This window comes from Segatella hominis (assembly GCF_004535825.1).
Taxonomy (GTDB): Bacteria; Bacteroidota; Bacteroidia; order Bacteroidales; family Bacteroidaceae; genus Prevotella; species Prevotella hominis.
In genome coordinates, this window is sequence record NZ_SGVY01000002.1 from 36,775 (window position 1) to 49,736 (window position 12,962).

The 12,962-nt window shown below is 41.9% G+C and carries 11 protein-coding genes; 1 reads left to right on the top strand and 10 read right to left on the bottom strand.

Features of this window, described 5'->3' with window-relative positions:
- From EXN75_RS00910 to rpsF, 8 genes are all read right to left on the bottom strand, one after another.
- Window positions 1-3,450, bottom strand: coding sequence for a helicase-related protein (locus EXN75_RS00910; protein ID WP_134842440.1), 3,450 nt, complete (start codon window positions 3,448-3,450; stop codon window positions 1-3).
- Window positions 3,451-4,003: 553 nt separating this feature from the next.
- Window positions 4,004-4,339, bottom strand: coding sequence for a hypothetical protein (locus tag EXN75_RS00915; protein WP_134842441.1), 336 nt, complete (start codon window positions 4,337-4,339; stop codon window positions 4,004-4,006).
- A complete protein-coding gene (locus EXN75_RS00920) occupies window positions 4,299-4,610 on the bottom strand; it encodes a helix-turn-helix domain-containing protein (protein WP_134842442.1) in 312 nt (103 codons plus the stop codon). The genes EXN75_RS00915 and EXN75_RS00920 overlap by 41 nt, the downstream gene beginning before the upstream one ends.
- Before the next feature lie 639 nt (window positions 4,611-5,249).
- Window positions 5,250-7,442: an alpha-amylase family glycosyl hydrolase gene (locus tag EXN75_RS00925; RefSeq protein ID WP_134842443.1), complete on the bottom strand. Its 2,193-nt coding sequence runs from the start codon at window positions 7,440-7,442 to the stop codon at window positions 5,250-5,252.
- A gap of 89 nt (window positions 7,443-7,531) precedes the next feature.
- Window positions 7,532-8,419 carry an ACP S-malonyltransferase gene (gene fabD / locus EXN75_RS00930; RefSeq protein ID WP_134842444.1) on the bottom strand — a complete coding sequence of 296 codons (888 nt, stop codon included), beginning with the start codon at window positions 8,417-8,419 and terminating at the stop codon, window positions 7,532-7,534.
- Between the two features lie 360 nt (window positions 8,420-8,779).
- Window positions 8,780-9,298, bottom strand: a complete 519-nt coding sequence (rplI, locus tag EXN75_RS00935; RefSeq protein ID WP_118116122.1) for a 50S ribosomal protein L9 — start codon at window positions 9,296-9,298, stop codon at window positions 8,780-8,782.
- A gap of 20 nt (window positions 9,299-9,318) precedes the next feature.
- Entirely contained in the window at window positions 9,319-9,588 is a 270-nt protein-coding gene (gene rpsR / locus EXN75_RS00940; RefSeq protein ID WP_006847399.1) for a 30S ribosomal protein S18, read from the bottom strand.
- Between the two features lie 2 nt (window positions 9,589-9,590).
- Window positions 9,591-9,935 carry a 30S ribosomal protein S6 gene (gene rpsF, locus EXN75_RS00945; RefSeq protein ID WP_118116124.1) on the bottom strand — a complete coding sequence of 115 codons (345 nt, stop codon included), beginning with the start codon at window positions 9,933-9,935 and terminating at the stop codon, window positions 9,591-9,593.
- Between the two features lie 268 nt (window positions 9,936-10,203).
- Between rpsF and EXN75_RS00950 the strand changes: the two genes are divergently transcribed.
- The gene (locus EXN75_RS00950) at window positions 10,204-10,416 is read left to right on the top strand and encodes a hypothetical protein (RefSeq protein WP_022109848.1); all 213 of its coding nucleotides are present in this window, start codon (window positions 10,204-10,206) and stop codon (window positions 10,414-10,416) included.
- 58 nt (window positions 10,417-10,474) lie between these two features.
- Here EXN75_RS00950 and rprY read toward each other — a convergent pair whose 3' ends face one another.
- Together rprY and EXN75_RS00960 are read right to left on the bottom strand one after the other, a co-directional pair.
- The gene (rprY, locus tag EXN75_RS00955; protein ID WP_022109847.1) at window positions 10,475-11,173 is read right to left on the bottom strand and encodes a response regulator transcription factor RprY; all 699 of its coding nucleotides are present in this window, start codon (window positions 11,171-11,173) and stop codon (window positions 10,475-10,477) included.
- 47 nt (window positions 11,174-11,220) lie between these two features.
- Complete coding sequence (locus EXN75_RS00960; protein WP_118116126.1) at window positions 11,221-12,780, bottom strand: sensor histidine kinase; 1,560 nt, start codon at window positions 12,778-12,780, stop codon at window positions 11,221-11,223.
- Window positions 12,781-12,962 lie beyond the last annotated feature (182 nt).

Here is a 12,962-nt window from a genome sequence, read left to right on the forward strand (position 1 = left end):
TTATTTTTTACTAACATATTCCCAAACTATCAAGTCGAAGTTCTTTATCTTGAATTTCTCTTCCAACAACTTACCTTTTGCATCTTTCTTCTTCGGGTTGGCAAATAAGCCACCAGCCTTGTGCGACTTAGCGATGTCGAGAATGATGGAGGTCGCCTGCTGCGGCACCTTACTTTTCATCCACTCCTTCAATATTCCCGAAAGCTTGCCGATTCGTTCGTTGTCATTGCTTTCTATCCAGTCTGGCACATAGCGCTCCTGATTTTTGTTGGTTCTCAGGAACTCTAGAATCTCGGCTCTGTTCAGTTCCTGATAAGTGGCAGGAAGATGGGTATCCACTGGCTGACACATCAGATAGAGCTCGGTATATGGCTTATTGCTACCCTGCATTCTGCGAGGATAACCAACCACGGCAACCAGACTCTCAGGTATCTTCTCAAAGAGAGTATCGTCAAAGCGGAAACCAGAGAAGATGCCATTCGGCATACAACGGAACACATCTCGATTCTTATCAAGGAAATCGAGCAAGTCCTGTCGATAGGTCTCAAAGGAGAAATCCTTGAGCGACAGGGTTTTTGGCGACTCTATGTCGGAGATGCTGTTGTTCTGGAGTTCCTCCAGCAAACGATCGGCATTCTTGTCTTGCAGAGGATTGTCTTCTACCATCTTCTTGAACTTCTCATCAAGTTCCTGAGTCTCGGTATCCACCAGTTTCATCAACGACATACGATTCTGTATGCGGGTCTCCAAATGAAGGTAATCCTCAAACGACTTGGCTGGCCAGAAGTTGACACAACGGATTACCTTGTTAGGCGAACCGATACGGTCGATACGACCAAAACGCTGGATGAGACGAACAGGATTCCAATGGATGTCGAAGTTAACCTGAGTATCAGCATCTTGCAGGTTCTGACCTTCCGACAGACAGTCGGTGGCTATCAGAATATCAATGCCGTCATTTACCTGTTCTAAGGCCTTGGCATCATATTGCGCAATCAGCTCCAACCACTTCTCGTAACTTACATTCCAACGTTGCTTTTCATCATCATAATATTTGGCTCTATCTAGTCGAGCATCAGCATACATGCCGCTCCAGTCTTTCTCCTTGTAGAGCTTGCTATAAGGCGCAAAACTTTCGAGCACTGCGGTGAAGTTCTTGGTACTATGGGCACCTGTGGTAAAGACATTCTGTCCCGAAGCAGAAGCCATGCGAGAGAAACCTCGCTTCTTCAACTCATCGAAGATAAACTGAGCGGTATCGGCAAAGGCGGTGAAGATAACGACCTTCTTGTTTTTGGTTTTCTTCTTCTCGTTGAGAATTCTCACAAGTTCTTCCAATTTCAAGTCTTTCTCCTCGCCAGCCTCATAGTCAGCAGCAAAAGCCTCAAAGTTCTTGTAGATTTCCTTCAATTTATTGACATCCATCTGCAGATTTCGGATGAAACCACCCAAGTTCTGCATATCCGAAAGCTTGATGGTTCCCTTACGGAGGGAATAAGTCTCGTCCATCAGGTCATCGATTTCCTCATCATCAAAATCAGCATTACCTTCTCCTCCACCAGTAGAAATAGCTCCATTGCCACCCTTCTCCTTGAACTCCAAGGCAAGTTTCAAGGTGCTTTCATGCACATCGAGTACCTTCTTCACCGTAGTCATGCAGGAATACCAGGAACTCTCCAGACGCTTCATAAACAATACACCCATCATCTTGACCAGGAAACGTTCACGGTTTACGTTGTCATCCCAATCCTTAGCTGCTCCTTTACGAGCCTTCTTCTTATTCACTTCGAGATAAAGACTTGGCTGATAGGCGGTAAGGCTCAGTTCATCGAACTTCTGATAAATTTCTTCCGTAGTTTGCAGCTTGCCCAGATGCTCCACGCCCTGATAGATATTGACAGGCTTCTCCTTGTCTGGGAAGCCCAAGTCTTCGCCCAAAGTTTTCTCAATCAACTTTCGTGTACGAGCCACGATAAGCTTGTCTGTCAGATTGAAGAACTTAGGAGGCAAGGTGGCGATGAATCCACCGATGGTTCTGTCGGGATTGTTGCACCACTGGGTATATTTGGTCTGCGCATCCTTGAAGAGATTGGTAAGCGATTCCACACCGAAGTCATCGTTGTCGAAGGCATCATCCTTACCATGACCGATAAGGTTGAACTGTCCCTTCACATCGTTCAAGCCGGTGTTGATAGGAGTAGCTGAGAGCATCAGGACTTTTACATCCCGGTTTTCCTGTCCCTCCTTGTTCTGGATAAGTTTCTTCATCAGTTCCTGATATCTGCCAGATTTCTCATTGCGCAGATTGTGGCTCTCGTCCATCACGACCAGAATCTTCTTTCTCGTCTGAAGATAGCTCAACTTGGCATCGGTGTATCGCTCCTCCATACGATCGTTCTGCATATCGGTATGAAAACGGACGATGTAGTCGAACTCATCCTTCTCGAAACGGGAGTTGCGACGACGGAGATACTGGTCCCAATTTTGCTCCAACTTCTTCGGACAGAGCAAGACTGTGAGATAATTCTGAGTCTGGAAATATTTGATGACAGCCAATGCAGAGAAGGTTTTACCAAGACCCACAGCATCGGCAAGGATAGCTCCATTATACTTACGGAGCATTTTTATCAGAGAGATGACACCCTTCTGCTGGTAATTGAAAAGCGTGTTCCAAATCACACTGGTCTGCAAAAGCTGCATATCCTGTCGGTGTTCAATGCCGCCATCCAAGTCGAGATCGGAATTGAACAACTCGAAGAGTATTTTATAATAGATTTCCTCTGGTGTATATTTGCGGAAAATTTTCTCTATCTCTTGGATAAAGTATTGTTTCACATCTATTTGCGCACCCTTTGGTTTTTCTCTATCCTCTGGCATTTTTTCTTTTGCCACCGACTTCCACTGTTCCTCAAACCAGGAACGGAGAGAACGGTAGGTATCGGAGTTGCCTGTGTCAGCAAGATTCAGTTCTACATTAGAGGAAGGAGTATATCCCAAGCCCGCATAAGTCAAATTGCTGCTGCCCTGCACATAATAGTTGTGGGCAGGGTCATGATTGTCCTTGAAGAGATAGAGTTTGGCATGGCAAAAGGCATTGATGATGGCTTTGACATATACCTTGTCACGGCGCAGGAACTCAAGGGCATTCTTGGCGGCATCACTCAGATGGAGTGCATTCTCTATGCCACAGTCATCATTGAGCAAGTCGAGGATATGGTCTTGGAACTGATCGTCGGCAACCATCTGAGACAGCACCATACGATACTCATTGTTGGGCGAGAAGTGCTTGCCCAACAGTTCCAATCCTGTAACCGAGAAGAATCCCGTCACTATATCAAGTACACCTTCCCTATCCTTCTCGGGGTCGGTATAATACTTCATGTAGTCCCAAACTGTCTTGGTGTTAATTCCGTCATTAGGATCTCTATCTTGCTTGTTGTCGATGATCATACTTAGGTCGATTTTTATTTCTAATCTACTCGACTCCCTAAGTAGAATCAATTACTCCTATATCACTTACACACAATCATTTACAAAGAAAAGGCGCAGGAATCATATTGCTATCAATATCCTTGCTCTTCAGGTACGTAGGAAGAAACCTTAGCGTCAAAGATAAGAAGCAATAGAAGCCTACGCCAATGGGTATATATTATTGCGTACGGCACAGAATGCACCCTCTCCATACAAATGAAAAGGGTACACCTATGCCATAGTGTAAATATACACGATGGGTAGACGCCCACCGCTGTCTTCCACTGAACGCTCTATGAAATTTCCTACGTTTCGAAGAGTCAGAAGAAAACGTAAAGCAAACGTCTTTCTTATTATGATAGTGCCAAGCCATGGACTTTCATTTCCTAGCCAGCATCTCAATGCCAGCCATCCACAGCAAGACAAGTGCAAAGGTAATAAAAAGGAATGGGACTGGCAAGAAAATCATTAACTTTCTTGCAAATCCCAAGAATTTTCATAGAAAGAAGGTAACAAAAGAATCACTTCTCTTCTATTTCACCAGATATTTCGCAACCAAATCTCTGAGCATCGACTCCGGAAGATTAGATACTCCCGACTCTTGAATCAAAGCATATTCTGGCTTATTCTTTCCGATAATAAACTTACAGTCTCGCCCATCTATGCTTGCATACAAATGGAAGTTGCCTTTGTAAGCCTGCTCTATGCGAACATCAGTACAACTTTTGCCATCTATCTCAAAAGAAGCAGAACTGTTGTCTGTATCCTCCAACCCCCATGATACGAGATGAGCATTTATCGCTGACTCTATGGAACTGATCCATCTATCATCGTTTTGTATGACGTATTCTCTGCGCTTTCTTCTCATCCTTTCTCATCAGATAAGGTGATGGAGGAAGTTCAGGAAACACATCATTTATAGCATCAATCTGACCCACCACCTTCAGCAAGAGGAGAAAAGTAGAAAGCGAGAGATTGCCCGCTGTTCCATTCTCAAACTTGTGGATGGTGGTCAAGCCAAGCCCCGTAAGCTCGGCAACCTCTTTCTGGGTGAGATTGCATCTCATTCTATATTCTTTGAATCTCATTCCCAGCAAGCGTACCAACTCTGGAGTAGAATATTCATATAAATCTGCCATAATCTTCTATTCATTTATCTATCATTATAATGATATTTACCCTTTATATCAGCCTTTATCTTCAATATACTGATATTTATGGTTACAAAAATAATAAAAAGGAATGAGACTGGCAAGCTTTCAAGAGATTATTTTTTTCCTTTCTATTTTTTCTGATAAATGACGTACTTTTGATGCTCTTTTTGCACAAAGTGCCCAAAAATCACTCTATACTATGGGCACTCAATGCTCACGTGACGAGCAGTGAGTGCTCGTCTGTTGATCCATCGATGCCCATCAGTTGGTCCGTATGTGCCCATCAGACGAGCACAGACAAAGAAACGTATTTATAGGATAAGACTGACACTAACAAAGATATCAAAAGACATAGAAAAACATCTATACCTCAATAAATGTTTCTCTCTTATAGGATAAATTTCTATTCAACGACGTTGAACCGACATTCAAAGACGTTGAACCGCCGTTCAAAGTCGTTGAACGGACATTCAAAGACGCTGAACGAAGAATTCTCTCTGGTGCATAAACAATTTATATCAAGAGAAAAAAGTCATCTTGCTATATAAGAAAAAAAAACAGCAATAGCTACTACTGAAAAGTATAGCCATTGCTGCTTTATTATATCGTTACTATATTTTATCACTACTGCACGATCTTGAAACGAATACGCAATGAATGGGCATGCTCATCCCAATTGGTGCCGAGCAATACAAACTTACCAATCTGCGCCGTAGAACGTACATGCTTGCCAATACATGGACAAACATCGTAATCACCAATGCGTACCAGACGCAAAGTTTCACTTGCATCATCCGGCAAACGATCAATCTTAACATTCGCAGGAATATGGTCGCGATCCACAAACTCATAGGTCACAGGCATATCTTCCTCTATCAAGCGATTCATTTCCGCTTCTATCGCCTTTTCCTCCTGACGAGTTGGCTTATGATCGACAACAAAAGTCATCTTACTCTTCTTACGCTCAATATGGGCATTGCGACTACGCTCGCAACCAAACATGCGAACCATCAACTGGTTGAGCAGATGCTCAGCCGTATGAGCAGGAGGGAACTCCTCCTTGTGGTGCTCATTCAATACGAAATCAATTTCCTCCATCTTGACATTGAATTTATAAATTCTTACTCCATTGGCATCCATTGATATTGGGAACACGCCATCCTTCTTCAGTTCTACCTTCTTCTTACCACCAGAGAACAGTTCTGTGACAAGAACCTCTTCTTCCTTGATTTGGAAGAAATCGAAGGCGTGACCAGGAATGCAAACCTGCAACTGACGAGTCTCTTGAGAGAAATTGAGCACGATGAGCATCACCTCATCATCCTTCTTGCGAAGGAAAGCAAAGTTGGTGCGCGGATCGAAGCCTTCAGACCACGGATTCACATACATCAAATCGAAGGTTTCACCCTCTCGAATCGCTTTCTCCTCATTGGCGAGACGTAGAAGCTGGCGATAAGTGGCTGCCAAATACTTCTGTTCTTGGGTATATACGTCCTCTGCATTTTCCTGATAAGCATGCGTCAAAGTCTCAGGACTCCAATAATCAAATATCGTGGTGCGACCATCTCTGCCACTGAATCCTTCCTTATCCATACCCTTCTCGCCAAACTCCTGTCCGCTATAAAGCATGAAAGGATTCTTCTGGAAGAAGAGACTCATGGCTGCTGCAGGAATCGCCTTCATGGCATTACCACAGAAGAAATCGCTGGCGATGCGCTGCTCATCATGATTTTCCAGGAAATAGAGCATGTGCTCGCGGATATCATCCACCTCCTGCCATTCATGAGTGATACTGGCAGCAGGACGCTCACCACGAATTACTCCACGCAGACAATCATACATACCCACCTTATCATATAGATAATCAAAACCAGACTTCACATAATTGCGATACTGACTTGGATCATAAACCTCTCCAATCACAATAATATGAGGATAACGAGCTTTCAATATCTGAGTAGCATACGACCAGAATGCAGTAGGTACCATTTCTGCCATATCACAACGGAAACCATCGATGCCCTTGCTTGCCCAATAAAGCAGGATATCTGTCATCTTGCCCCATGTACTTGGTACTGGCTCATAGTGATAACTTCTACCTCCTGCATCACAATAATCGACACCATAGTTGAGTTTCACGGTCTCATACCAGTCATTACAACCTGGGCGATTGTCAAAACGATCATTTCCCGTAGCCTTAGCCGGACTTTCTGTATATGGTTCAAAAATCTTAGAATCCTTTTCGGAAAAAGGAACCATTGCCGGTTTGGAATGACGGACTTCATTCAGGTCTAAGTCCCCCCAGGCATAATAGAAATTATTCTTTGTAGAGAAGTGCATGTTCGTATCATCATCTTCTCCTAAATCTCGTACACCTGCTGGTTTGCAAATAGAATGATACTCACGGGCCACATGATTAGGCACGAAGTCCATAATGACCTTCATACCAGCCTTGTGGGTTCTGTCTATAAGACGTTCCCATTCAGTCATTCGCAAGCTTACATTCTCCGCTAAATCTGGATCAATATCATAATAGTCAGTTATAGCGTATGGAGAGCCTGCCTTTCCTTTCACCACCTCTGCGTGTTGGGTAGGAATACCATAAGATGAGTAGTTTGTTTGGGTAGCGTGACGAATAACTCCAGTAAACCAAATGTGAGTGAAACCCATATCATGTATGCGAGCCAGCACATCATCGGTAAAATTATTCAGTTTGCCGCAACCATTCTCCTCAATTGTTCCGTTCTCCTTTCGTGTGGTATTCTTATTACCGAAGAGCCTCGGGAGAACTTGATAAATTACAATTTTTTCCTTCATTTAGCGGTTCTACTAAAAATGAAACGATTTATCTTCTCGGCAACGCCTTTGCCAAGAAGATAAAACGTGGGATTATTTTTTTTAAACGATTAAGCAATACCGTGAGCTGCAACAGTCTTATCGATGCGACCAATCATTCCCTGTAAAGCCTTACCTGGACCGCACTCAGTAAAGTCATCAGCACCATCTGCAATCATAGCCTGAACAGAAGATGTCCAGCGTACAGAACTTGTAAGCTGTGCAATAAGATTCTGCTGAATCTCTGCAGGATCAGTATGAGGCTTACCATCTACATTCTGATATACAGGACACTTAGGAGCAGAGAATGTTGTCTTCTCAATAGCTGCCTGAAGCTCATCCTTAGCAGGCTGCATCAATGGAGAGTGGAAAGCACCACCTACCTTCAAAGGCAAAGCACGCTTAGCACCAGCGGCCTTCAACTGCTCACAAGCTGCATTGATAGCATCTACATTACCTGAGATAACAAGCTGACCAGGACAGTTGTAGTTGGCAGCAACAACAACATTACCCTCTGTGCTTACAGAAGTACAAATTTCTTCTACCTTCTCATCTGGCAAACCGATGATAGCAGCCATTGTACCAGGATTTGCCTCACAAGCCTTCTGCATAGCATTGGCACGAGCAGCAACAAGTTTCAAACCATCCTCGAAAGCCATAGCACCAGCAGCTACCAAAGCAGAGAACTCACCGAGAGAGTGACCTGCTACCATTGCTGGATTGAACTCATCACCCAAGCAAAGTGCAGAAATAACAGAGTGGAGGAATACAGCAGGCTGAGTAACCTTTGTTTCTTTCAACTGCTCATCTGTACCAGCGAACATAATATCAGTAATCTTGAAGCCGAGAATCTCATCAGCCTTATCGAAAAGTTCTTTTGCCAATGCGTTGTTATCGTAGAGATCTTTACCCATACCTACGAACTGTGAACCCTGACCAGGGAAAACAAATGCTTTCATTTTATTTATATTTTAAGTTTAATATTAATATTTTCTATCAGAAATGTCGCATAACCATCTTCAATACTAAAATAGAAGATGTCATCATCGACTCAATTCGGCTGCAAAGATACAACAAAAAATCGAGACTTCGCAGAGATTAATTAAAAATTAATGGTTGTATTAACATTTCAGATAATATTGTTCTAATTTCCCATGAGATTGTTCGATAATTCGACTAACAACAACCCGAAATAATCATAGGGAAATAAAAAATCCCTTAAGTCTTTCGACAAAAGGGATTTATATTGTTTTGCTTTACAGTGCGAAAATTATCGTACTAAAAACAGAGTAGCTAAACTACTCGAAAGTTGAGTATAATTACTCAGCTGCTGGAGCCTCTTCCTCAGCTGGAGCTGCAGCAGGAGCTTCCTCAGCTGCAGGAGCAGCAACAGGAGCATTCTCAGCAACAACAACAACAGGAACCTTAACCTCAACCTCCTTGTGATAGTGAACTGTAGCCTCGTACTCACCAACCTTCTTAGCATCCTTCATAGTGATGATCTTGCGATCAACCTCGATGCCCTTCTTAGCGAGTTCCTCAGCAACAGTAGCAGCGTTTACAGAACCATAAAGCTGACCTGTAGCGCTTACCTTAGCAGCGATAGTAAGAACGACGCCATTGAGAGCCTCGCCCTTCTTAACAGCCTCAGCCTTGATAGCCTCAAGCTTGTGAGCCTGCTGCTTCAAATCCTCAGCCAACTGCTTCTTTGCAGATGGAGATGCGATAACAGCCTTACCTGTAGGGATAAGGAAGTTACGACCGTAACCACTCTTAACATTCACGATATCGTTCTTGTATCCAAGACCGATAATATCTTGCTTCAAAATAATTTCCATTAGTCTTTATCCTCCTTAAATTACTTCATCAAATCGGTTACGTAAGGAAGCAAAGCGATCTGGCGAGCACGCTTAACAGCCTGTGCTACACGGCGCTGATACTTCAAAGATGTACCTGTGATACGACGTGGAAGGATTTTACCCTGCTCGTTCAAGAACTTCTTCAAGAACTCTGGATCCTTATAGTCGATATACTTAATACCGCTCTTCTTGAAACGGCAATACTTCTTCTTCTTTGTATCGATAGAAGGAGCGGTCAAATAACGGATTTCTGATTTCTGATCTGCCATGATTAAGCCTCCTCTTTTTTACCAAGCTTTGCACGACGCTTCTCTGCGTAAGCGGCAGCATACTTGTCAAGTTTAACAGTCATGTAACGAATTACCTTCTCGTCGCGGCGATAGCCTACTTCGAGTGTATTGATAACAGTTGGGTCAGCCTTGAACTCAATCAAGTTGTAGAAGCCTGATGTCTTCTTCTCGATGTTGTAAGCCAACTTCTTCAAACCCCAAGCCTCTTCATTCAAAATCTCAGCACCGTTATCGGTGAGCAGCTTCTTGAATTTAGCGACCGTTTCCTTCATCTGTTCATCAGACAAAACGGGAGTCAAAATGAAAACGGTTTCGTATTGATTCATACTACTTTAATTAATTAAAATGTTATTATTAAATTTCTTGCTTTTCGCTAAAAAGGTATTCAAAACACCTATTTTCGCAAATTGCGGTGCAAAATTACGACTTTTTCTTGAATTAACCAAATATTTTTTGTACTTTTGCACTATAAACACCTCCCTTTTATAGTATTTTACCATTTTTAGGGAGAAGATGTGGCTTTCATCTATATAATCCATCCTATTTTATATAATATCAGCCATATAATTACTGCATTTTAAAATTTTTCAAGTCATGAAGAAATTCGGTTCTAAAATTTCAAGAAAGAAAATCCAATCATCACTTCAGGCACTTCCTTCTATGGGAATAGCCTTCGTGGTTTTGGGCATCTTGGTTTTCGCTTCTACGTTTGTTTTCAGCATCAGAAGCAACGCATTGCTGCTCACTGGTCTTTTCCTCGTCATAGCAGGATGCCTCGGTTATGTTTATTCATTAAAAAAAGGATAGATGCGGTTTTAGAGCATCTATCCTTTTATCTTTCAACCAACTAATGTTCTATTAAGCATTATTCCTGTTCTGGAGCAATCAACTTATATCCCTTACCGTGGATATTGATAATCTCGATCTGTGGATCATCCTTCAAATGCTTACGCAACTTAGTGATATAAACATCCATAGAGCGTGCATTGAAATAGTTATCATCAATCCAGATAGTCTTCAATGCGAAATCACGCTGAAGTATCTCATTCGTATGAGAGCAAAGCAATGCAAGAAGTTCATTCTCCTTGGTTGTCAACTTAGTCTGCTTGTCGCGGATTGACAAGAGCTGCTTCTGAGTATCGAATGTAAACTCACCGATATGATACAATGTTGATTCCTTATTTTTCTTACCACGAACACGGCGAAGAATTGCCTCTACACGGAACACAAGTTCTTCCATAGAGAAAGGCTTAGTGATGTAATCATCAGCACCCAACTTGAAACCTTCCAAGATATCCTCTTTCAATGTCTTTGCAGTCAAGAAGATAATTGGAATCTCTGCATTAGCCTGACGAATATCCTGTGCCAAGGTAAAACCATCCTTCTTTGGCATCATCACGTCAAGGACTGCTATATCAAATTTGGTCTTTGAGAACTCCTTATAACCAGCTTCACCATCAGGGCAAAGTACGGTATCGTAATCCTTAGCCTCCAAGTACTCGCGAAGCAACATACCCAAATTCTCGTCGTCTTCACAGAGAAGAACCTTTATTTTCTCTTCCATATTCTTTATCTTTTAATTGTTAGTATTCTTAATTTATTATCTATTTTCTAATCATGAATGACAGGCAACTTAATGGTAAACTTCGTTCCCTTACCAAATTCACTTTCCACCTTAATTTCACCATCATGCAAATCAACGACTTTCTTGACATAAGCAAGTCCGAGACCGAAGCCTTTCACATCATGCACATTTCCTGTATGAACGCGATAGAACTTATCAAATATCTTCTTCAAGTTCTCTTTCTTCATTCCCATACCCGTATCTTTGATTGAGAGATAGAGGAATTTGTCATCATTCCAGGTTTTCATTGTGATATTCAAAGCCTCATCTGTTTTCCTGTATTTAACAGCATTGTCCATCAAATTGAATATTACATTCTGGAAATGAACCTCATCCACATAGATAGCCGAATCAATAGCTTCAATATCCGTATAGACCTTTCCACCTGTATGCTCTACTCTGAGTGTAAAGGAGTTGGCAATATTCTCCACCATCTCATTAAGATCTAACTCCTTCTTCTTGAACACAGCCTTCTTGCGATCAAACATACTCATCTGAAGCACTTTCTCCACCAGGAATCTCAAACGCTTGGACTCATCATTGATAACATTTCCCAAATGCTTCATCATCTGTTCACTCTTATTCACTGAATTATCATTGAGCATCTGAGCCGCCAGACTGATACTGGCAATAGGAGTTTTCAGCTCGTGGGTCATATTATTGATGAAATCATTCTTTATCTCCGTATATCGCTTCTGACGGAAAATGACTACTATCGTGAAGATAAATGTAATAAGCAAGACCAAAGTGAAAATGACACTTGGAATCATGAATCTCACACTGGAGAAGATATAGCTGTTCATATCCGGGAAATGAATCTTAACCACACCCATCTTCGATTGCGGATCATTACGGAAAAGCAATTGAGAATAACTATACTCCTCACCTTCCTCCGTATAATCAGGACACCTGTAAACTTCACGACCATCCTGAGTCGTTACCGTAAAATGATAAGGAATATCAATGCCATTATTCATCATCTCAGCCTTCAAGTCCTGATCCAACTGCTTGAAGTTGATTCGCTCCTTCAAAGGTTTATCTGATGCCGAGTAAAGGATTGAATAAACCACCTCATCCAACAAGGCTTTCTGATAGACATATCTATTCTTGACGATTTCCTGCAAAGATTTCTGCGTCTCATCAATGGAGTTTTTGTCACTCCTCAATATCATCGCCTTTGGCATATTACCAGGATTGGTGGCTATGGTTTTCAACTCGAACGAAGAATAGATTGTACCATCCTTTCCTACTACCGAATACTGATGAGAATGCTGAATGGTTCCATCAGGCGCTCCACTACGAGTTCCTACAGAATCTTTCTTGTTGGCTCTACGCTCCGTCTCATTGACGTCTTTTTCCAAATAGCGCAAAGTCTCATTAAGCTCCAGATTTCTTGAAGCTTGATATAAGGCTCTGTTGACAGACTCGTCAAACTGTTCCTTTTTCATATTCACCATTTCCTGAATATAGCTCAACTGCAGAAACAGCAAAGCAAGGAACGAAAAGCCCATAATGATTGCGATAGTCCAAATTGTTCTTTTCTTCATGGCGGCAAAGATATGAAATTTCTTAATTAGTTAACACTTTTACGTTAATAAAATCAGAAGTTTTCAGCGATATTAACATTTTTAGATGTTTATAATTAAATATAAGCAACTATATACATATAAAAGCAACAAAAAAAGAGGCGAACGAAATACGCCCACCTCTTTCTCCATATTTATATCAT